The sequence below is a fragment of the Streptomyces sp. MS19 genome, assembly GCF_047200595.1.
Classification (GTDB): Bacteria; Actinomycetota; Actinomycetes; order Streptomycetales; family Streptomycetaceae; genus Streptomyces.
On sequence record NZ_JBJZOH010000012.1, the window covers coordinates 1 to 20,504 of the forward strand.

17 protein-coding genes are annotated in these 20,504 nt (G+C 73.5%); 11 read left to right on the top strand and 6 right to left on the bottom strand.

Features of this window, described 5'->3' with window-relative positions; genetic code table 11:
* Positions 1-16 precede the first annotated feature (16 nt).
* Together ACL02R_RS14490 and ACL02R_RS14495 are read right to left on the bottom strand one after the other, a co-directional pair.
* Complete coding sequence (locus tag ACL02R_RS14490; protein WP_412797298.1) at positions 17-868, bottom strand: glutamate ABC transporter substrate-binding protein; 852 nt, start codon at positions 866-868, stop codon at positions 17-19.
* 62 nt (positions 869-930) lie between these two features.
* Positions 931-1,716 (bottom strand): amino acid ABC transporter ATP-binding protein, encoded by a 786-nt coding sequence (locus ACL02R_RS14495; RefSeq protein WP_412797299.1) that lies wholly within the window; start codon positions 1,714-1,716, stop codon positions 931-933.
* A gap of 258 nt (positions 1,717-1,974) precedes the next feature.
* Between ACL02R_RS14495 and ACL02R_RS14500 the strand changes: the two genes are divergently transcribed.
* Both ACL02R_RS14500 and ACL02R_RS14505 read left to right on the top strand, forming a co-directional pair.
* On the top strand, positions 1,975-2,664 hold the full coding sequence (locus ACL02R_RS14500; protein ID WP_412797300.1) for a response regulator transcription factor: 690 nt from the start codon (positions 1,975-1,977) through the stop codon (positions 2,662-2,664).
* A 17-nt stretch (positions 2,665-2,681) separates the two neighbouring features.
* Positions 2,682-4,124 (top strand): sensor histidine kinase, encoded by a 1,443-nt coding sequence (locus ACL02R_RS14505; protein WP_412797301.1) that lies wholly within the window; start codon positions 2,682-2,684, stop codon positions 4,122-4,124.
* On the opposite strand, the gene ACL02R_RS14510 is transcribed toward ACL02R_RS14505, so the two are convergent.
* Both ACL02R_RS14510 and ACL02R_RS14515 read right to left on the bottom strand, forming a co-directional pair.
* Positions 4,104-7,136 carry an alpha-mannosidase gene (locus ACL02R_RS14510; RefSeq protein WP_412797302.1) on the bottom strand — a complete coding sequence of 1,011 codons (3,033 nt, stop codon included), beginning with the start codon at positions 7,134-7,136 and terminating at the stop codon, positions 4,104-4,106. The two genes, ACL02R_RS14505 and ACL02R_RS14510, sit on opposite strands and share 21 nt — an antisense overlap.
* Before the next feature lie 210 nt (positions 7,137-7,346).
* The gene (locus ACL02R_RS14515; RefSeq protein WP_412797303.1) at positions 7,347-8,303 is read right to left on the bottom strand and encodes a TAXI family TRAP transporter solute-binding subunit; all 957 of its coding nucleotides are present in this window, start codon (positions 8,301-8,303) and stop codon (positions 7,347-7,349) included.
* Between the two features lie 167 nt (positions 8,304-8,470).
* On the opposite strand from ACL02R_RS14515, the gene miaB reads away from it, so the two are divergent.
* Together miaB and ACL02R_RS14525 are read left to right on the top strand one after the other, a co-directional pair.
* On the top strand, positions 8,471-9,964 hold the full coding sequence (miaB, locus tag ACL02R_RS14520; protein WP_412797304.1) for a tRNA (N6-isopentenyl adenosine(37)-C2)-methylthiotransferase MiaB: 1,494 nt from the start codon (positions 8,471-8,473) through the stop codon (positions 9,962-9,964).
* Between the two features lie 13 nt (positions 9,965-9,977).
* Positions 9,978-10,688 (top strand): class III extradiol dioxygenase subunit B-like domain-containing protein, encoded by a 711-nt coding sequence (locus tag ACL02R_RS14525; protein WP_412797305.1) that lies wholly within the window; start codon positions 9,978-9,980, stop codon positions 10,686-10,688.
* Here ACL02R_RS14525 and ACL02R_RS14530 read toward each other — a convergent pair.
* Positions 10,664-10,834: a hypothetical protein gene (locus tag ACL02R_RS14530; protein ID WP_412797306.1), complete on the bottom strand. Its 171-nt coding sequence runs from the start codon at positions 10,832-10,834 to the stop codon at positions 10,664-10,666. The two genes, ACL02R_RS14525 and ACL02R_RS14530, sit on opposite strands and share 25 nt — an antisense overlap.
* Positions 10,835-11,004: 170 nt before the next feature.
* Here ACL02R_RS14530 and miaA point away from each other — a divergent pair, with 170 nt between their 5' ends.
* From miaA to panD, 7 genes are all read left to right on the top strand, one after another.
* The gene (gene miaA, locus ACL02R_RS14535) at positions 11,005-11,952 is read left to right on the top strand and encodes a tRNA (adenosine(37)-N6)-dimethylallyltransferase MiaA (RefSeq protein WP_412797307.1); all 948 of its coding nucleotides are present in this window, start codon (positions 11,005-11,007) and stop codon (positions 11,950-11,952) included.
* A gap of 110 nt (positions 11,953-12,062) precedes the next feature.
* Positions 12,063-12,608 (top strand): hypothetical protein, encoded by a 546-nt coding sequence (locus tag ACL02R_RS14540; RefSeq protein ID WP_412797423.1) that lies wholly within the window; start codon positions 12,063-12,065, stop codon positions 12,606-12,608.
* Positions 12,609-12,636: 28 nt separating this feature from the next.
* Positions 12,637-13,545, top strand: coding sequence for a diaminopimelate epimerase (dapF, locus tag ACL02R_RS14545; protein ID WP_412797308.1), 909 nt, complete (start codon positions 12,637-12,639; stop codon positions 13,543-13,545).
* 235 nt (positions 13,546-13,780) lie between these two features.
* Complete coding sequence (locus ACL02R_RS14550) at positions 13,781-15,925, top strand: RelA/SpoT family protein (protein WP_412797309.1); 2,145 nt, start codon at positions 13,781-13,783, stop codon at positions 15,923-15,925.
* Positions 15,926-16,116: 191 nt separating this feature from the next.
* Complete coding sequence (hflX, locus tag ACL02R_RS14555) at positions 16,117-17,601, top strand: GTPase HflX (protein WP_412797310.1); 1,485 nt, start codon at positions 16,117-16,119, stop codon at positions 17,599-17,601.
* A gap of 173 nt (positions 17,602-17,774) precedes the next feature.
* Positions 17,775-18,206, top strand: coding sequence for a cold-shock protein (locus ACL02R_RS14560; RefSeq protein WP_412797311.1), 432 nt, complete (start codon positions 17,775-17,777; stop codon positions 18,204-18,206).
* A gap of 392 nt (positions 18,207-18,598) precedes the next feature.
* Positions 18,599-19,021 (top strand): aspartate 1-decarboxylase, encoded by a 423-nt coding sequence (panD, locus tag ACL02R_RS14565; RefSeq protein WP_412797312.1) that lies wholly within the window; start codon positions 18,599-18,601, stop codon positions 19,019-19,021.
* Between the two features lie 78 nt (positions 19,022-19,099).
* On the opposite strand, the gene ACL02R_RS14570 is transcribed toward panD, so the two are convergent.
* A complete protein-coding gene (locus ACL02R_RS14570; RefSeq protein WP_412797313.1) occupies positions 19,100-20,353 on the bottom strand; it encodes a trypsin-like serine peptidase in 1,254 nt (417 codons plus the stop codon).
* Positions 20,354-20,504 lie beyond the last annotated feature (151 nt).

The window sequence follows — 20,504 nt, forward strand, 5'->3', positions numbered from 1 at the left end:
GGGGGACCTGGATGGGTCAGCTGGCCGCGGCGATCTCCGGCGCCGGCTCGGCGTCGTAGTTGGCCGGGCCGAAGTTGTCCTCCACGGCCTGGTCCCAGGAGCCGTCCTCCACCATCTGCTGGAGCGCGTCGTTGATCTGCGACTGCAGCTCGGTGTCGTCCTTCGCGACACCGATGCCGTAGTTCTCGTCGCTCAGCTCAAGGCCGGCCAGCTCGAACTTGCCCACGTTCTGGTCCTGCGCGGCGTAACCGGCCAGGATGGAGTCGTCCGTGGTCAGGGCGTCCACCTGCTCGTTCTCCAGGCCGGTCAGGCACTCGGAGTAGGTGCCGCGCTCCAGCAGCTGGGCGTCGGGAGCCAGTTCGTCCTTGACCCGCTGGGCCGAGGTCGAGCCGGTGACCGAACACAGGGTGAGGTCGTTGATCTCCTCCGGGGTGGAGACGGCCTCACCGGCGCGCATCAGCAGGTCCTGGTGCGCCAGGAAGTACGGGCCGGCGAAGGAGACGCTCTCCTCGCGCTCGGGGGTGATCGAGTAGCTGGCGACGATGAAGTCCACGTCACCGCGGGAGAGCATGTTCTCGCGCTCGGCGCTGGGGGACTCGACGAACTCGATGTTCTCGGGCTCGTAGCCCAGCACACCGGCGACATACGTGGCCACGTCCACGTCGAAGCCGGTGAAGTCGCCGTCCGGGGTCTTCAGGCCCAGGCCCGGCTGGTCGAACTTGATGCCGACGGTGATGGTGTCGCCACCGCCGCTGCCACTGCCCCCACCGCTGCTGCCGCCCTCGTCGTCATCGGAGCCGCACGCCGTGGCGGTCAGGGAGATGGCGAGGATGGAAGCGGCCAGCGCGCTTGCCTTGCGGAAGTTCATGAGTGATGTGTCCTTTTTGTGTCTGAAAGGTCGTGCATAAGAAAGTGCGAGCGGGTGCCGGCTCAGTGAGCGAGGATCTTCGAGAGGAAGTCCCGGGCCCGGTCGCTCTGCGGGTTGTCGAAGAACTGGTGGGGGTCGGCCTCTTCGACGATCCGCCCGTCAGCCATGAAGACCACGCGGTTGGCCGCGGACCGGGCGAAGCCCATCTCATGGGTGACGACAACCATGGTCATGCCCTCTTCGGCCAGCTGCTTCATGACCTCAAGGACCTCGTTGATCATCTCCGGGTCCAGCGCGGAGGTGGGCTCGTCGAAGAGCATCACCTTCGGCTTCATCGCCAGCGCGCGGGCGATGGCCACACGCTGCTGCTGCCCGCCGGAGAGCTGTGCGGGGTACTTCTCGCACTGGTTGCCGACGCCGACCCGCGCGAGCAGGTCGCGCGCCCGCTTCTCGACCTCGGCCTTGTTCTCCCTGCGGACCTTGATCGGGCCCAGCATGACGTTCTCAAGAACCGTCTTGTGCGCGAAGAGGTTGAACGACTGGAACACCATGCCGACCTCGGCGCGCAGCCGCGCCAGACCGCGGCCCTCCTCCGGGAGGGGCTGCTTGTCGATCGTGATGGTGCCGGAGTCGATCGTCTCCAGGCGGTTGATGGTCCTGCACAGCGTCGACTTGCCAGAACCGGAAGGACCGATCACGACGACGACCTCGCCGCGCTTGATGGTCAGGTTGATGTCCTGGAGGACGTGCAGCGCACCGTAGTGCTTGTTCACATCGCTCAGGACGACCAGGTCTTCCGCCAGGGGTGCGACATCCTGCGGTTTCTTGATCAGCGCCGCGTCGCTCATCGTGCGTTGCTCCGTCCTCGTCGGTTGGGACGGGACACTAGCCAGCGCGCCGACACAGCGTCAGCAGATCTGAGCGGAACTTGAGCATCACGATGTGATCGCGGTCTCGTAGCTCCGCGTGATCAAGAAGGGCCCTCGGGTGAGCACCGCATAACGGAAGCGTTCCCCTCCTCCTACCCCCCTTGACGCGGACCATGAACATCCGCGTGGATGCGTCTTACGGGAGCCGTGTACCAGGAAGAGGAGGGCACGGGGGAGATGAGACTGCTACTGGTCGAGGACGACGAGCACGTCGCAGCCGCCCTGGTCGCGGTACTGACGCGGCACGGTTTCGACGTGACCCGGGCCAGGGGCGGCGAGGAGGCCATCACCCACCTGCGCACCCGTACGTTCGGCGTCGTCCTGCTCGACCTCGGCCTGCCCGATCTGGACGGCTTCGAGGTGTGCGGACGCATCAGGCGCATCGCGGCCGTCCCCATCATCATGGTCACCGCGCGTGCCGACATCCGCTCCCGCATCCACGGCCTCAACCTCGGCGCGGACGACTACGTCGTGAAGCCCTACGACACCGGCGAACTGCTCGCGCGCATCCACGCCGTCGCCCGCCGCACCGGCCCCGAGGAGGAGCCGGCGGCTCCCGAGGCGCGGGAGGGCGTACTCTCACTCGGACCGATCACCGTCGAGCTGGCCACCCGCCAGGTGTCCGTGGACGGCCGGCAGGTCGCGCTCACACGCAAGGAGTTCGACCTGCTCGCCCTGCTCGCCCAGCGCCCCGGGGTCGTCTTCCGCCGTGAGCAGATCATCAGCGACGTGTGGCAGACGAACTGGAAGGGCACCGGCCGTACCCTGGAGGTGCACGTCGCCTCACTGCGGTCGAAGCTGCGGCGGCCCGAGCTCGTCGAGACCGTACGCGGCGTCGGCTACCGCCTGGCCGTTCCCGCCGCCTGACCCCGGGCCCTCACTCCATGCGCTCACGCCTCCTCCCGCTGCTCATCGTCCTGCTGGCCGGTGTCATGCTCGCCCTCGGCATCCCGCTGGCCGCCAGCCAGGCACGCGACGAGCAGCAGCGCGTCGTCGTCGACCGGATCGACGACACCGCCCGCTTCGCCTCGCTGGCCCAGTCCGTGACGGACCCCGACCCCGAGGACCCGTCGCCGCGGTCCACGCTGGCGGAGGAGCTGGCGATCTACCACGACGTCTACGGGATCAGGGCCGGGGTCTTCCAGCGCGACGGGAAGCCGCTGGCCACCGCGCCCGGCGACTGGGAGCCGCCCGGCGGCGGCACCGGCGCGGAGTTCTCCGAGGCCCTGGCCGGCCGCCGCAGCGAGGGCCCGAGCCAGGTCTGGCCCTGGGATCTCGACCGCACCCTCGTCGTCGCCTCCCCGGTGATCAGGGACGGCGACGTGATCGCGGTCGTCGTCACCGAGTCGCCCACCGGGCCGCTGCGCTCCCGCATCCTCGCGGGCTGGCTGCCCATCGCGCTCGGCGAGGCGGCGGCGATGCTGCTCGCCGTGCTGGCCGCCGTCCGCCTGACCGGCTGGGTCCTGCGGCCCGTCCGCGTCCTGGACAAGGCCACCCACGAGATCGCCACCGGCCGCCTCACCGCCCGCGTCGCCGCGGCGGGCGGGCCGCCCGAGCTGCGGCGGCTCGCCGACTCGTTCAACGAGATGGCCGACAACGTCGAGGAGGTCCTCGAACAGCAGCGCGCCTTCGTCGCCGACGCCTCCCACCAGCTGCGCAACCCGCTCGCCGCCCTCCTCCTGCGGATCGACCTGCTGGGCCTTGAGCTGCCCGAGGGCAACGAGGAGATCGCGTCCGTCAAGGCCGAGGGCAAGCGCCTGGCGAAGGTACTCGACGGGCTGCTCGACCTCGCCCTCGCCGAGCACACCCCGGCCGACGTGCGCGTGACCGACGTGGCCGCGCTGGTCGCGGAACGGGTCGCGTCCTGGCGGCCGGTCGCCGACCAGAAGGACGTGGACCTGATGCTCGCCGGCCCGGTCGCCGTCACCGGCTGGGCCGACCCCGTCGGGCTGTCGAGCGCGCTCGACGCGGTGGTGGACAACGCGCTGAAGTTCACGCCGGCGGGCGGCCAGGTCACCGTGACGGTCTCCTCGCCCGGCGAGTTCGCCGAGTACGTGCGCATAGAGACCACCGACACGGGACCCGGCCTCGACGAATCCGAGCTGGACCGCATAGGCCGCCGCTTCTGGCGCAGCGGACGGCACCAGAACGTCGGCGGCTCCGGGCTCGGCCTGTCCATCGTCGCCGCCCTGCTGGCCGCGGGCGGCGCGCGCATCCACTACGGGCACGCCGAGCCCCGCGGCCTCAAGGTCACCGTGGACGTGCCGCGGGACCGGCCCGAGCGGGGGCCGGTCCCGCCGGCACCGTCAGCGGCCGGCGGCAGATGACAGACGCAAGGTGAGGATCTCGAACGGCCGCAGCGCCAGCGTCACGCCGCCGTCCGCGCCCACCTCGTACGCAGGGGCGTCCTCCAGCGGGCGCTCCAGCAGGTCCGTCGCCATGACCGACGCCAGGGGCAGGCCCGCGCGGAGCGTCCCCGCGGCCCGGCCGCCCGACGCCTCGTAGAGCCGCAGCACGACGTCGCCGCTGCGGTCGTCCGCCAGCTTCACCGCCTCGATCACGATGTCCCCCGCCGCCGTCTCCACCGCGGCCAGCGGTGCGACGGCCTGCGAGCCCGTGACGGAACGCTCCGGCAGGTTGATCCAGTGGCCCTCGCGCACGGCGTCCGCGACGGTCGCGCCCGGCACCAGCGCGTACCGCAGGCGGTGGGTGCCCTGGTCGGTCTCCGGGTCCGGGTAGCGTGGCGCGCGCAGCAGCGACAGCCGTACGGTGGTCGTCTGCCCGCCGTCCGCCCGCACGTCGCGCGTGACGTCGTGCCCGTACGTCGAGTCGTTGACCACCGCCGCGCCCCAGCCGGGCTCGCCCACGCGCAGCCAGCGGTGCGCGCAGATCTCGAACTTGGCCGACTCCCACGTCGTGTTGGTGTGCGTGGCCCGCTCCACGTGCCCGAACTGCGTCTCCGCCGCCGACACGTCCGCCTTCACGTCCAGCGGGAACGCCGCCTTGAGGATCTTCTCCCGCTCGTGCCAGTCGATCTCGGTGTCGATCTCCAGCGCCCGCGCCCCCGGCCGCAGCGTCAGCCGCTGCGTGACCCGGGACGAGCCGAACGCGCGCGTCACCTCGACCGTGTCCGGCGCCGCGAGCGTCAGCGACTCGACGGCGACGAGGTCCGTCACCCGGTTCCGGTAGAACTCGTCCACGTCCCAGGCGTCCCACAGGTTCGGCAGGTCGGGGTGGAGCTGGAGCAGGTTGCCCGCCCCGCCCGGGGCGATCGCGTCGCGACCCGCCGCCAGGTCCACCGCCGAGACGACGAGCCCGCGCCCGTCGACCGCGACCCGCAGCAGCCCGTTGTCCAGCGTGAAGCCGCCGTCCTCGCGCCGCGTGGACGTCACGGGCGCGCCGGGCGCCGCACCGCGGACCGCCGCGCCGCCGCCCTCGACGCCGTCCCGCGCGTGCGGCGCCGCGTTGAACACCACGGTGTCCGCGCCCTCGCCCGCCAGCGCGCGCTGCGCCGCGCCGACGATCGCCAGCAGCTCGTCCCGCACCCGCGCGTACGTCTCCCGCGCCTCGCGGTGCACCCAGGCGATCGACGAGCCGGGCAGGATGTCGTGGAACTGGTGCAGCAGCACCGTCTTCCACAGCCGGTCCAGGTCCTCGTACGGGTACGCGTAGCCCGGCACCCGCACCGCCGCCGTGGCCGCCCACAGCTCGGCCTCGCGCAGCAGCGACTCGCTCCGCCGGTTGCCCTGCTTGGTCTTGGCCTGCGACGTGTACGTGCCCCGGTGCAGCTCCAGGTACAGCTCGCCGACCCACACGGGCGCGTCCTCGCCGTACTCCTCGTGCGCCGCCCGGAAGAACGCCTCGGGCGGTTCGATCTCCAGCCGCGGCGAGCCCTCCAGGTCCCGCACCCGCCGCGCGCGCCCGAGCATCTCGCGGGTCGGGCCGCCCCCGCCGTCACCGAAGCCGAAGGGCACCAGCGAACGCGTGCCCCGGCCCTTCTCGCGGTAGTTGCGCGCGGCGTGCGCCAGCTCGTCGCCGGTCACCTCCGCGTTGTACGTGTCGATCGGCGGGAAGTGCGTGAAGATCCGCGTGCCGTCGATGCCCTCCCACCAGAACGTGTGGTGCGGGAACGCGTTGACCTGGCTCCAGGAGATCTTCTGCGTGAGGAACCACCGCGAGCCCGACAGCTTGACCAGCTGCGGCAGCGCCCCGGTGTAGCCGAACGAGTCGGGCAGCCACACCTCGCGCGTCTCGACGCCGAACTCGTCCAGGAAGAACCGCTTGCCGTGCACGAACTGCCGCGCCATCGCCTCGCCGCCCACCATGTTGGTGTCCGACTCGACCCACATGCCGCCGACCGGGACGAACGTTCCCTCCGCCACCTTCTCCTTCACCCGCCGGAAGATCTCCGGCCGGTGCTCCTTCAGCCAGGCGAGCTGCTGCGCCTGCGACATCGCGAAGACGAAGCCGGGGTCGTCGTCCATCAGCGCCACGACGTTCGCCGTCGTCCTGGCGACCTTCCGCACGGTCTCCCGCAGCGGCCACAGCCACGCCGAGTCGATGTGCGCGTGGCCCACGGCGCTCAGCCGGTGCGCGGAGGCGTGCGCCGGGGCGGCGAGCACACCCGCCAGCTCGGCACGCGCCGCCGCGGCGCTGCCCGGCACGTCCTCCAGGTCCACGGCGTCCAGCGCGCGGCCGATCGCCCGCAGCAGCGTCCAGCGGCGCGCGTCGTCCCCGGGCAGCTCGGCCATCAGCCCGCCGAGCACCTCGAAGTCGCGCACCAGCTCCCACACCTCGGCGTGGAAGACGGCCAGGTCGAGGCGCGCCGTCCGGTAGAGCGGGGCGTCCCCCGCGGTGAGGCGGTCGCCGAGGGGGGTGGGCGGGCCCGCGTTCAGCACGGGGTTCGCGGCGGCCTCCACGTACAGCAGGACGTCCTCGCCGCCCGCGGCGCTGTCGGCCACGCGCACCCAGTCGTTGCGCGGGTGGATGCCCTTGACCGCCTCGCCGTCCTCCCGGTAGACGAGCCCCTCGCACTGGAAGCCCGCCTGCACGCGGTCGAAGCCGAGGTCGAGCACGGCCTCCACCGTCCGCCCCGCCCACTCGGCGGGTACCTGGCCCGTCAGCCGGAACCAGGTCGTTCCCCATGCCGGGCCCCACGGCTCCCCGACCGAGGCGGGGCGGTAGCCGGCGGCGAGGCCCTCGGCGACCGGCACCGGTTCGCCGGGCGCGTCCCAGCGTTCGACGGCGAGGGGCACGGGGGTGCCGTGGACGGCAGGTCTGACGCGCTCGTCGAGGACGCGGCGCAGGCGCTGTTCGACGAGGTGGCGGTCATCGTGCATGGCTGGACTCCATCGGAAGATCCTTTGGAACAGGGATGACGGCGGGGACGGGCGCGGCGGGCGCGCGGACGGACAGGAGAGAGGGGACAGGGGGGACAGAGGAGACAAGAGGTAAAGGGGTGCTGGCGTGAGGGACCGGCGTACGCGGCCGGGCATGCGCCGGCCCGCCGCGCCCGCCGTGGCGGGCCGGGCGTTCCGAGGTGCGGGAGCTCAGGACTTGGCCGACCGGTAGTAGGCGCGCGCTCCGTCGGCGAGGTCGAGCGGCTGCGTGTAGATCGCCGTCCGCAGGTCGACGCGCTGCGCGGCGTGGACCTCAAGGCCGATGCGGTCGCGGCCGTTGATCACCGAGCGCGTCATCTGCTCGACCACCGCGTCGTCCACGGCGTCGGTCGTCACCAGCAGGTTGGCCACCGCGACGGTGTCCACGACGCTGTCGCTCCCCATCTCCGGATAGGCGTCGGGCGGCAGCACGGCGGAGCGGTAGTACGCGTTCTGCCTGCCGCCCGCGACCAGCGGGTCCATCAGATTGCCGAGCGGGACGAGCCGGATGTCGGAGTAGTCCGCCAGCCGCTCGATCGCCGAGGTCGGCAGCCCGCCCGACCAGAAGAACGCGTCGAGCCGCCCGGCCTCCAGCATGCGCGGCATCGTGTCGATGCCCTCCCTGACCGCCTCGACGTCCTCCGCCATGTCGAGCCCGCCGGCCGCCAGCAGCTCACGGGCCGCCGGCTGCACACCCGACGCGTCCTGGCCCACGCCGACGCGCAGACCGCGCAGGTCGGCGACCGACTCCACCGGGGAGTCGGCGGGCACGACGAGCTGGATGTAGTCGTCGTAAAGGCGGGCGCACGCACGCAGCCGCTCGGCGCCCTCGCCGTGCGCGGCGATGTACGCGGCGATCGCGTCCGCCGTGGCGATGGCGAAGTCCGCCTCGCCCGCGACGAGCCGTTCGATGTTCTCCACCGATCCCTGGCTCGGGCGCGGCACGAGTTCGAGGCCGGGCGAGTCCCGTTCGAGCTGGCCGCTCAGCAGCTGTCCGTACCGGGCGTAGACGCCGCTGGCGACGCCCGTGCTGATGCGCACCTGGCCGTGCGGCCTGGTCTCCCCGCCGAACAGCGGCCCCCACAGCAGCCCCGCCGCCAGCACCAGCGTCACCACGGCCCCGATCACGGCGGGGAGCGGACCGCGGCGGAGGAACGCCGGGAGCGCCGGGGAACGGGAGGGACGCGGGCCGCGTTCAGGGGTGCTGGGAGCCACCCGAGCAAGCTACCAGCGGAACGTAGACTTGGGGACTGCCAGTTTTGTGGTCACCGCAGGGACAGGGATCGGGTTCTCGCATGCCGGAAGTCACGCGCACGTACGAAGTCAGGACCTTCGGCTGCCAGATGAACGTCCACGACTCCGAGCGGATGGCCGGCCTGCTGGAGGAGGCCGGCTACGTACCGGCCGACCCCGGCGCCGACGCCGCCGACGTCGTCGTCTTCAACACGTGCGCCGTCCGCGAGAACGCCGACAACCGCCTCTACGGCAACCTCGGCCAGCTCGCCCCCCGCAAGGCCACCACCCCCGGCATGCAGATCGCCGTCGGCGGCTGCCTGGCGCAGAAGGACCGCGACACCATCGTCCGCCGCGCGCCCTGGGTGGACGTCGTCTTCGGCACGCACAACGTCGGCCGCCTCCCCGTCCTGCTGGAGCGCGCCCGCGTCCAGCGCGAGGCGCAGGTGGAGATCGCCGAGGCCCTGGAGGCGTTCCCCTCCACCCTGCCCACGCGCCGCGAGAGCGCGTACGCGGCCTGGGTCGCCATCTCCGTCGGCTGCAACAACACGTGCACCTTCTGCATCGTCCCCGCCCTGCGCGGCAAGGAGAAGGACCGCAGGCCGGGCGACATCCTCGCCGAGATCGAGGCCCTGGTCGCCGAGGGCGTCAGCGAGATCACCCTGCTCGGCCAGAACGTCAACGCGTACGGCTCCGACATCGGCGACCGCGGCGCGTTCGCCAAGCTCCTGCGGGCCTGCGGCGGCGTCGAGGGCCTGGAGCGCGTCCGCTTCACCTCGCCCCACCCGCGCGACTTCACCGACGACGTCATCGAGGCCATGGCCGAGACGCCGAACGTCATGCCGCAGCTCCACATGCCGCTCCAGTCCGGCTCCTCGCGCGTCCTGCGGGCGATGCGCCGCTCGTACCGGCAGGAGCGGTACCTCGGCATCATCGACAGCGTCCGCGCCGCCATCCCCGACGCCGCCATCACGACCGACATCATCGTGGGCTTCCCCGGCGAGACCGAGGAGGACTTCCAGGAGACGCTGCACGTGGTGCGGGAGGCCAGGTTCGCCCAGGCGTTCACCTTCCAGTACTCCAAGCGCCCCGGCACCCCGGCCGCCGAGATGGACGGGCAGGTGCCGAAGGAGGTCGTGCAGGAGCGGTACGAGCGGCTCGTCGCGCTCCAGGAGGAGATCTCCTGGGCCGAGAACAAGAAGCAGCTCGGCCGCACCGTCGAGGTCCTCGTCGCCGAGGGCGAGGGGCGCAAGGACGACGCCACGCGCCGCCTGTCGGGCCGCGCCCCCGACAACCGGCTCGTCCACTTCACCCGCCCCGCCGAGCCCGTCAGGCCGGGCGACACGGCGACCGTCGAGATCACCTACGCCGCCCCCCACCACCTGCTCGCCGAGGGCCCCGTCAAGGCCGTACGCCGCACCCGCGCGGGCGACGCCTGGGAACTGCGCTCGGCCGCCCCCGCCGAGGCGGAGGGCAAGGGCGTCATGCTCGGCCTGCCGCGCGTCGGCGCCCCCGCGCCCGCCGCCGAGCCCGCGGGCGGCTGCACCGTCTGCTGAGTAGGCTGCGCCCATGCTTGCCGCCGCCGCCGTCTGCCCCTGCCCGCCGCTGCTCGTCCCCGAGGTGGCGGGCGGCGCGGCCCACGAGATGGACCCCGCCCGCGCCGCCTGCGCCGACGCCATCGGCGTCCTCGCCGCCGCCCGGCCCGACCGGCTCGTCGTCGTCGGACCGGCGGGGGAGCGGCAGCGGGGCGCGTTCCCGGCCGGTGCGCGCGGCTCGCTGCGCGGCTTCGGCGTCGACATCGACGTGACGCTCGGGAACGCCCCCGGCGCGGACGGCGAACGGGCCCTCCCGCCGTCCCTCACCCTCGGCGCCTGGCTCCTCGCCCGCACCGGCTACGCCGGGGACGTCACCGCCCTCGGCCTCGACGAGACCCTCGACCCCGGCCACTGCGCCACCGCCGGGCGCGACCTGGTGGCCGGGGACGAGCGGATCGCGCTCCTCGTGATGGGCGACGGGAGCGCCTGCCGTTCCGCCAAGGCGCCCGGCGCGTACGACGAGCGCGCCGCCGGATTCGACGCCGGGGTCGCACGCGCCCTCGGCGCGGCCGACACCGACGCACTCGCCGCCGTCGACCCCGCCGCGGCGGCCGCCCTGCGCGCCTCGGGCCGCGCCTGCTGGCAGCTGCTGGCCGGTGCCGCGGCGGGCGCGGGCCTCGGGGGGCGGCTGCTGTACGACGAGGCGCCGTACGGCGTGGGCTACTTCGTCGCCTCCTGGTCCTGACTGTCCGCGGCCTCCGCCGCCACCGTCTGCCGGGGGATGCCGACGCCCTCGCCCGGCTCGTCCGCCGCGCCGTCAGCCGCCGCGCCCGGCCCGGCCACCTGCCCGGCGTCCGCGTCCCGCCGCCGGAACCAGCCGAAGATCCTCATGACCCACTCCTCTTTCTCGGTTCTTCTCTGTTTTCTCGGTGTTCGTCGGTGCTTCTCGTCCCGCGCGCCTCGCGCGCGGAGGGCTCGGCCCTGCACCGCAAACGACCCGCGCCCTGCCGCGTAACGTCGCTCGTTCGAGCACCGCGCGCCCGGTCTGCGAGACTTCCGCCGTGAACACCGCAGCCCGCGCCCCGCAGGTCATCGCCGTCGTCGGCCCCACCGCAGCCGGGAAGTCGGACCTCGGCACCGACCTCGCGCTGCGGCTCGGCGGCGAGGTGGTCAACGCGGACTCGATGCAGCTCTACCGGGGCATGGACATCGGCACCGCCAAGCTCACCCCCGCCGAACGCCGCGGCGTCCCCCACCACCTGCTCGACGTGTGGGACGTGACCGTCACCGCGAGCGTCGCCGAGTACCAGCGGCTCGCCCGCGCCGAGATCGACCGCCTCCTCGCGGCGGGCCGTACGCCGGTGCTGGTCGGCGGCTCCGGGCTGTACGTCCGGGGCGCGCTCGACGCGTTCCACTTCCCCGGCACGGACCCCGGCGTCCGCGCCCGCCTGGAGGACGAGCTGTCCCGCCTCGGCCCCGGCGCCCTCCACGAGCGGCTCGCCGCGGCCGACCCCGCCGCCGCCCACGCCATCCTGGCGAGCAACGGCCGCCGCGTCGTCCGCGCTCTGGAGGTCATCGAGATCACCGGACGCCCCTTCACCGCCCAGCTCCCCGGACCGGACGACGACCCCGGCGTCTACCGGACACTCCAGATCGGCCTCGCCGTCGACCGCCCCGAGCTGGACGCGCGGATCGCCACCCGCGTGGACCGCATGTGGAAGGCGGGCCTCGTCGCCGAGGTCCGCTCCCTGGCGGGCGCCGGTCTGCGGGAGGGCCGTACGGCGTCGCGCGCGCTCGGCTACCAGCAGGTGCTCGCCGCCCTGGCCGGGGAGTGCACCGAGGAGGAGGCGCGGGAGGAGACCGTACGCGCCACCCGGCGCTTCGCGCGCCGGCAGGAGAGCTGGTTCCGGCGCGACACGCGCGTGCGCTGGCTGAGCGGGGCGCGCGAGGCGCGCGGGGCGCTGGCGGACAGGGCATGGGAGCTGGTCGAACGGGCGGTCACATCCTGATCACGTGATGGCATCGGGACGCTCCGAGGGCCCGGTCGCGGCCGACCCGCGTGCCATCATCGACCCAGGCTGATACAGCGTGGACCGTGGAGCAGGGAGGGCACGTGGTGATGGAGGCCGGCCCTCGCGAGCACACCGGAGAGACGGCACCGCCAGCCGTCGGCGGACCCCCGCCCCTGCCGGACCTCCCGGCGATGCCGCCCCCGCTCCCGGACGACCCCGAGCCCGACCTCGCCGACGGCTACGACGAGGTCCCGCCCGACGCCGGCGCCGACGCGCCGGACGGCACCGACCCCGCGGACGGGCCGGACGGCACGGACGTCTCCTACGCCGACCTCCGCCCGCCCCGGCGGCTGCGGCTCGCGCTCTTCGCGCCCATCGTGCTGCTGAGCCTGCTCGGCTCGCTGATGTTCGCGTTCCCGCTCGCCTTCGCCTTCGACGACGCGGGCGCCGTGGTCGCGATGCTCGGCCTGCTCATCGGTTGCAGCGCGGCGGGCTGGGGCATGATGGCCGCCCGGCGCGCCGGGTACACCTGGCCGGGGCTGCCGCCGCGCGGCTCGGGCCGCCGCCCGGACTGGCGGCTCCTCGCGCTGTACGTCGCGGGCCTCGGCGTCTTCGCCGTGCTGGCCGTCTGGCGGGTGGCCGGGCTGCGCTGACCGCGCGCGGCCCCGTTACGATCGACGCGTGAGCACCGCACCGCCCCCGGCAGTCCCCTTCTTCAAGGGCCACGGCACCGAGAACGACTTCGTGATCGTCCCCGACCCGGACGGCCGGCTCACCCTGACCCCCGAGGCGGTCGCCCGGATCTGCGACCGCCGCGCCGGCGTGGGCGGCGACGGGCTGCTGCGGGTCGTGCGGTCCGCCGCCGATCCCGAGGCGCGTGGCATGGCCGACCGCGCCGAGTGGTTCATGGACTACCGGAACGCGGACGGCAGCGTCGCCGAGATGTGCGGCAACGGGGTGCGTGTCTTCGCCCGCCACCTGCGGCGCGCCGGGCTCGTCAAGGCGGACGGACTGGCCGTCGCGACGCGTGGCGGGATCAAGCGGGTCAGGTTCGCCGACGACACCCGGGACGGGGAGATCGAGGTGGACATGGGCCGGGCGGTCCTGCCGTCGGGGTCCGACCCGTCCGTCACCGTCTCCGTCGGCGGGCGCGAGTGGCCCGCGCGCCACGTGGACATGGGCAATCCGCACGCCGTCGCGTTCGTGGACCGGCTCGACGAGGCAGGAGAGCTGTACGAGGCGCCGGGCGTCGCGCCCGCCGCCGCGTACCCGCGGGGGACGAACGTCGAGTTCGTCGTGGACCGGGCGCCGGGCCACGTCGCGCTGCGCGTGCACGAGCGCGGCTCGGGGGAGACCCGTTCCTGCGGCACCGGTGCCTGCGCCGTGGCCGTCGCGGCCGCCCGCCGCGACGGCGTCGATCCCGCCGCGACCGGACGGGCCGTCACGTACGTGGTGGACGTCCCGGGCGGTACCCTGCGTGTCACCGAGGCGCCGGACGGCGGGGTGACCCTCGCCGGACCGGCCGTCATCGTCGCCGAGGGGACGCTCGACGCGGCGCTCCTCGGCGGACCCGCGGCCGGGCGGCGCTGACGTTCCGTACGCCGACGCTGACGCGACCTCACCCGTCTCGGCCGCAAACCCACTGCTTTCGGCCAGCTTTCGCCGGACATAAGTCACTCGGACGGGTGATCCGGGGCGGTGGGGAACCGTGTCACGTGGTGGGCTCGGTAGCATCAAGCACCGGCGCCGCTGCGGGATCAAGGGTCACGGGGATCACAAGGAACGAGCCGCGGTCCGGTCAACAGACCGCGGAGGTGCCCACCCGATGAGCGCAGAGGCCACCACACCCGGCGGCATGGCCCGCGAACGAGGCCAGCGCCGGAACGTCCTCGGGCTCCGCCGCCTCGGCCGCGCCGCCGTGTTCGGCCCCGCGGACCGCCCGCACCGCCTCCCCGACGCCATCGAGCACGTCGCCCAGGCCCACCGCCGCCACCATCCGGGCGCCGACCTGGCCACGCTCTGCCGCGCCTACCTGCTCGCCGAGTCCGCGCACCGCGGGCAGTACCGCAAGAGCGGCGACCCGTACATCACGCACCCCCTGGCCGTCACGCTGATCCTTGCCGAACTGGGCGCCGAGACCACGACGCTGACGGCCTCGCTGCTCCACGACACCGTCGAGGACACGGACGTGACGCTCGACCAGGTCCGCGCCGCCTTCGGCGACGAGGTGGGCCACCTGGTCGACGGCGTCACCAAGCTGGAGAAGGTCGACTACGGGGCGGCGGCCGAGTCCGAGACGTTCCGCAAGATGCTCGTCGCCACCGGCAGCGACGTCCGCGTGATGTCCATCAAGCTCGCCGACCGGCTGCACAACATGCGCACCCTCGGCGTGATGCGCCCGGAGAAGCAGGCGCGGATCGCCCGCGTCACCCGCGACGTCCTCATCCCCCTCGCCGAACGGCTCGGCGTGCAGACCGTCAAGACCGAGCTGGAGGACCTGGTCTTCGCCGTCCTCCACCCCGAGGACCACGCCCGCGCCCGCGACCTGCTGCGCGCCCACGCCGGGCGCCCCGACCCGCTGGCCGACGTCGCCGAGGCCGTGCGCGGCGTGCTGCGCGAGGCGGGGATCGCCGCCGAGGTCCACATCCGGCCGCGGCACCTCTTCTCCCTCCACCGCGCGCGGCTCAAGCGGGGCGGCGAGCCGGGGCCGAGCGACTTCGCGCGGCTGCTGATCCTGGTCGCCGAGGACGCCGACTGCTACGCGGTGCTGGGCGAACTGCACACGTGCTTCACGCCGTTCGTCTCCGAGTTCAAGGACTTCATCGCCGCGCCGAAGTTCAACCTGTACCAGTCGCTGCACACGGCGGTCGCCGACGCGTCCGGGCACGCCGCCGAGGTCCTGGTCCGCACCCACCGCATGCACCGCGTCGCCGAGGCGGGCGTCGTCGCCCTCGGTGACCCGCACCGCGCCGCCGAGGGGGAGCCCGGCGCCGCCGAGGACGGCGAGCGCGCCGACCCGACCAGGCCCGGCTGGCTCTCACGGCTGCTGGAGTGGCAGCGCCAGGCGCCCGACTCCGACACGTTCTGGACCGCGCTGCGCGACGAACTCGCCCGCGACCGCGAGATCACCGTCTTCGCCGAGTCGCCGGGGCCCTCGCCGGGGCCGGAGGGACCGCTCCAGCTGCCCGCCGGCGCCACCTGCCTCGACGCCGCCTACGCCCGGCACGGCCAGGACGCGCACGCGTGCGTCGGCGCCCGCGTCAACGGGCGGCTCGTCCGGCTGCGGACCGTCCTCGCGGACGGCGACACCGTACGGCTCCTGCTGGCCCCGGAGGGCACCTCCGGCCCGTCCGCCGACTGGCTCGACCACGCCGTCACCCCCGCCGCCCGCATCGCCATCCAGCGCTGGCTGGCGGGGCGGCCCGGCGGCGCCGAGCAGGCCCCGCCGCCGCCCGCAGCCGTCCCGGACCACCCGCCGCTGCCCGCCCCGGGCCCGCCCGAGCCCGCGGAGGCGGCGGAGGAGCCCGTCGCCGAGGTCCAGGGGGCACCGGGCGCCGCAGTACGCCTCGCCCGCTGCTGCACGCCCGTGCCGCCGGACCGCGCGATCGGCTTCCAGGTGCGCGGCGGCGCGGTGACCGTGCACCGGGACGACTGTCCCGAGGCCGCCCGGATGACCGGCGACGGGCGGCCGCCCCTGCCGGTGACCTGGCGGTCCGCGTCGATCGGCTGCCGCGTCACCCTCCGCGCAGAGGCCCTGGGACGGCCCGAACTGCTCGCCGACCTCACCGAGGCCCTCGCGTCCCACGGCGCCGCCGTCCTCCAGGCCGAGGTCGAACCGCCGCGCCAGCAGCGCGTACGGCACACCTACACCCTGCGTCTGCCCGACGCCTCAGGCCTGCCGGGGCTGATGCGGGCGATGCGCCGCGTACCCGGCGTGTACGACGTGTCGCGCGCCGCGCACGCGCGCTGACGTCCACCGCCTGGCGTGGCGTGGCGCGCCTTATCCGGATGACGCCTCCGGGAGGCCCGTGCGACGATGGAAGCCGGTCCGCGGGCGCCGTCCCGCGGGGAATCTTCCGAGCCTCCCGGGCGTTCTCCCGACCGAACACCCGCCGGCGGCGGCAGCCAGCTCCACCGGCATCACCCGACCTAAGGATCGCATTGACCTTCTCTTCCCTTCCACAGGACAACCAGCGCCGCACGGGCGAGCGCCGGGCCGACGCCCTGATGGATGAGGACGTCGCCTGGAACGACAACGAGGCGCGGGACGGTGAGCAGTTCGACCGCGAGGAGCGTGCCGCGCTCCGCCGCGTCGCCGGTCTGTCCACCGAATTGCAGGACGTCACCGAGGTCGAGTACCGGCAGCTGCGCCTTGAGCGCGTCGTGCTCGTCGGCGTCTGGACCTCCGGCACCATGCGCGACGCGGAGAACTCGCTGGCCGAGCTGGCCGCACTCGCCGAGACGGCGGGCGCGCTCGTGCTCGACGGCGTCATCCAGCGCCGGGACAAGCCCGACCCGGCGACCTACATTGGCTCGGGCAAGGCCATCGAGCTACGGGACCTCGTCCTGGAGACCGGCGCCGACACCGTCGTGTGCGACGGTGAGCTGAGCCCCGGCCAGCTGATCCACCTGGAGGACGTCGTCAAGGTCAAGGTGGTGGACAGGACCGCCCTGATCCTCGACATCTTCGCCCAGCACGCCAAGTCCCGTGAGGGCAAGGCGCAGGTGTCGCTGGCGCAGATGCAGTACATGCTGCCGAGGCTGCGCGGCTGGGGCCAGTCGCTGTCGCGCCAGATGGGCGGCGGCGGGTCGAGCAGCGGTGGCGGCGGCATGGCCACCCGCGGTCCCGGTGAGACCAAGATCGAGACCGACCGGCGCCGTATCCGCGAGAAGATGGCGAAGATGCGCCGGGAGATCGCCGAGATGCGGACCGGCCGTGAGGTGAAGCGGCAGGAGCGCAAGCGCAACAAGGTGCCCTCCGTCGCCATCGCGGGCTACACCAACGCGGGCAAGTCCTCGCTGCTCAACCAGCTCACGGGCGCCGGTGTCCTGGTGGAGAACGCCCTGTTCGCCACCCTGGACCCGACGGTCCGCAGGGCCGAGACGCCCGGCGGGCGCGCGTACACCCTGACCGACACCGTCGGATTCGTACGGCACCTGCCGCACGACCTGGTCGAGGCCTTCCGCTCCACGATGGAGGAGGTCGGCGACGCCGACCTGATCCTCCATGTCGTGGACGGCTCGCACCCGGTGCCAGAGGAGCAGCTCGCGGCGGTCCGCTCGGTCATCAGCGAGGTCGGGGCGCACGACATCCCGGAGATCGTCGTCGTCAACAAGACGGACATCGCCGACGAGTTGGTGCTCCAGCGGCTCATGCGCGCCGAGAAGGACGCCATCGCCGTCTCCGCGCACTCCGGCGCGGGGATCGACGAGCTGCTCGCCCTCATCGACGAGCGGCTGCCGCGTCCCGCGGTGGAGCTGACGGCGCTCGTCCCGTACACGGAGGGCGCGCTCGTCGCCCGGGTGCACGCCGAGGGCGAGATCCTCTCCCAGGAGCACACGGACGAGGGCACGCTGCTCAGCGCCCAGGTGCACGAGGAACTGGCGGCACTGCTCGAACCGTACGCCCCCGCGTCACGCGGCTGACCACTCCGCACCCGAAGGCCCCGGCGCCCGCCTCCCGGCGGGGGCCGGGGCCTTCCCGTTCGCCCTGTCGCGAGCCCCCGCGTACCATCCGGCAGGGTGTGGCGACCGCGCCGGGAGAACTTCCCGGGCGGCCCTGCGCACCGAGATGTCTGCGGTAGAGGTGGAGGTTCGCCGTGTTGGCGACAGGAAAGATCCTGCGGTTCGACGAGACCCGCGGTTACGGGTTCATCGTCCCGGACGAGGGCGACGAGGACGTGTTCATGCACGCCAACGACCTGGTGGAGGAGGAGCACCTCTACCAGGCCGGGCGGCGCGTCGAGTACTTCCTCGAAGAGGGCGACAAGGGTCCGAAGGCGGGGAAGGTCCGGCTGCTCCGCCCGTCGCCGCCCCCGGAGGTGGCCACCGGCCACCGGAGCGCCCCGGCGCAGCGCCCCGTACCGGACATCGACGCGGAATACGACGTCCTCACCGCCGCCGAGTTCAGGAACGAGGTGACCGAGGCCCTGATCGAGTCGGACCCGACGCTCACCGCCGGGCAGCTCCGGCACGTACGGCAGCGCCTGCTCCGCCTGGCCGAGGCCCACGGCTGGGTGGACCCCGTCTGACGCGCTCGGCCGGTCCCTCGGCGGACTGTCCGCCCTGGTCTGGAACGGCCCCGGGCTGATCGGGGCGATGTCCGTCTGCGCCGAGTTCTTCGCCGTCCTCGGCGCACCGGCTCGGCTCAGCGGTGCCGGTGTCTGCTCTCCCTGCTCCGGACCGGGAGTGGCGGCGAGTCGATGGGCCGGGTGCTCGGCGCGGCGCGCCGGGCCGCGGGTACGCAGGTGGCGGGCGCGCTGGCCGGGACGGTGCCCTTGACCGGCCTCCTCGACGTCCAGGCGGCGCTGTACCTGCTGGCGGGCGCCCTGGCCCTCGGCTGGGCCGGCCGTCGATGTACGCTGGAGAAACCGCCCTTGACCTGCGTTGACCAGGCAGGGAGCCGAGATCCGGGAGCATTCCAATGATGCGCACCATGTTCAAGTCCAAGATCCACCGCGCCACGGTGACCGAGTCGGACCTGCACTATGTCGGGTCGGTCACCGTGGACGCCGACCTGATGGACGCCGCCGACCTGCTGCCGGGCGAGCAGGTCCACATCGTTGACATCGACAACGGCAACCGGCTGGAGACGTACGTCATCGAGGGCGCGCGCGGGTCGGGCGTCATCGGCATCAACGGCGCCGCCGCCCACCTCGTGTCGCCCGGCGACCTGGTCATCCTGATCAGCTATGCCCAGGTCGAGGACGCCGAGGCGCGCGCCCTGCGGCCGGCGGTCGTCCACGTCGATGCGGCCAACCGCGTCGTCCGCCTCGGCGACGACCCCTCCGAGCCGGTGCCCGGTGGCCGGACGGAGCGCAGCCCGTACGCCGTCCCGCGCGCCTGACCGTACGCCGGAGGCCCGGTACCCGTTCCCCGGAAGGGAAGGACGGGCACCGGGCCTCCGGCGTGTGCGCGGGTGGGCTCAGCCGACCTGCGCGCTGACGTGCTCCAGGACGCCCTGCGCCTCGTCGTCGAGCCGCGGCCCGGCGAGCCAGGTGCTCTCCATCGGGCCGATCGAGTTGACCGAGACCAGTTCCGCCTGGCCGTCCCCGTTGGTCCGCAGCCAGGGGCCGCCGGAGGCGCCGCTGGTCATCGTGCAGCCGGCCCAGTACATGACGGGCATCGAGGAGTCCAGCGACAGGCGGCCGGGCTGGGCGGTGCAGCGGTACATGGCCACGCCGTCGTACGGGGCGGCCTCGGGGAAGCCGTAGAGGGTGACCGTGCCCAGGCCGGAGACGGCGGGGGCGTCGAAGTTGACGGGCACCGCGGCGCCGACCGTCTCCTCCAGCGACAGGCCCGTGTCCTCCATGGGCTGGACGGACATGACGGCGAAGTCGCCGTGCGCGCCGTCGCCGCCGGTCTCGGTGCCGTTGTCGATCCAGTACTGGGTGGTCGAGACGTAGTCGGCCCAGAAGGCGCCGTACGGGGCGACCTGCTCGTAGGCCACCGACTCCGAGTAGACCTGGTCGGCCGGGAGGCCGCCGTTGTTGAACGCCGGGATGAACTGGATGTTCCGGTACCAGCCGCCGCCCGCGCCCGCGTGCACGCAGTGGCCCGCGGTGGCGACGAGGTTGGACTGCCCCGGGTGCGCCGGGTCCTGGATCACCGTGCCGGAGCAGACCATCGGCCCGTCGGGGCTGTCGAAGAACACCTTGCCGACCGGCGCGCCGTTCTCCGTGTACGGCATCGGCACGGCCTCGGCGTCGATCGCGGCGGGCTCGGGGTCGGTGACGCCGCGGTCGCCCATCGGGTCGTTCTCGGCGGGCGTCTCGGGGTTCGGGTCCTCCTCGATCTCGCCCTCGTCGATGGACTGGCCCGGGTCCTCGGCCTCGCCCATGCGCTCGGTGTCCCAGAGGCCCTCGATGATCGGGTTGACGAACTCGCCGATGTCGCGCAGCCAGTTGTCGCTGTCCCAGTTCTCCCAGCCGCCGTCGAGCCAGGCCTGGAGGTCGAAGTCGAACGGCAGGTTGTCGATCAGGTCCTGCAATTCGTCGCCCGACCCGCCGTCCGCGCCCTGCTCCGGGTCGTCGGCCGCCGACGTCTCCCCGGACGGCTGCGCCAGCCCGTTGCCCTCGTCGTCACCGCCGCAGGCCGTGGCGGTCAGCGCGAGACATGCGGCCAGGGAGGTGGCCGCGAGAGCGGCGCGGCGGCGCGACCGTCTGCGTATGGATGACATGGGTGGTATCCCCCTGTGTTGCTCGGGCAGCTGGTGCTCGTCCGTCGTCCGTCGTCCGGCACGGTGACGTCCGCGGGCCGGGACGCCCCCACTATGCCGTTGACCATGTGGACGGCCGCAGCCGGGTCCCCGGTTCCCCCGCGCGCCGGCG

What these genes read in the sequence shown, in the direction of transcription:
- ACL02R_RS14570 (WP_412797313.1), bottom strand. Translation starts at nt 20,353, where the DNA reads ATGTCATCCATACGCAGACGGTCGCGCCGCCGCGCCGCTCTCGCGGCC.
- ACL02R_RS14500 (WP_412797300.1), top strand. Translation starts at nt 1,975, where the DNA reads ATGAGACTGCTACTGGTCGAGGACGACGAGCACGTCGCAGCCGCCCTG.
- ACL02R_RS14530 (WP_412797306.1), bottom strand. Translation starts at nt 10,834, where the DNA reads ATGAGGATCTTCGGCTGGTTCCGGCGGCGGGACGCGGACGCCGGGCAG.
- miaB (WP_412797304.1), top strand. Translation starts at nt 8,471, where the DNA reads ATGCCGGAAGTCACGCGCACGTACGAAGTCAGGACCTTCGGCTGCCAG.
- ACL02R_RS14540 (WP_412797423.1), top strand. Translation starts at nt 12,063, where the DNA reads ATGGAGGCCGGCCCTCGCGAGCACACCGGAGAGACGGCACCGCCAGCC.
- ACL02R_RS14510 (WP_412797302.1), bottom strand. Translation starts at nt 7,136, where the DNA reads ATGCACGATGACCGCCACCTCGTCGAACAGCGCCTGCGCCGCGTCCTC.
- ACL02R_RS14525 (WP_412797305.1), top strand. Translation starts at nt 9,978, where the DNA reads ATGCTTGCCGCCGCCGCCGTCTGCCCCTGCCCGCCGCTGCTCGTCCCC.
- ACL02R_RS14550 (WP_412797309.1), top strand. Translation starts at nt 13,781, where the DNA reads ATGAGCGCAGAGGCCACCACACCCGGCGGCATGGCCCGCGAACGAGGC.
- ACL02R_RS14495 (WP_412797299.1), bottom strand. Translation starts at nt 1,716, where the DNA reads ATGAGCGACGCGGCGCTGATCAAGAAACCGCAGGATGTCGCACCCCTG.
- ACL02R_RS14505 (WP_412797301.1), top strand. Translation starts at nt 2,682, where the DNA reads ATGCGCTCACGCCTCCTCCCGCTGCTCATCGTCCTGCTGGCCGGTGTC.
- panD (WP_412797312.1), top strand. Translation starts at nt 18,599, where the DNA reads ATGATGCGCACCATGTTCAAGTCCAAGATCCACCGCGCCACGGTGACC.
- ACL02R_RS14490 (WP_412797298.1), bottom strand. Translation starts at nt 868, where the DNA reads ATGAACTTCCGCAAGGCAAGCGCGCTGGCCGCTTCCATCCTCGCCATC.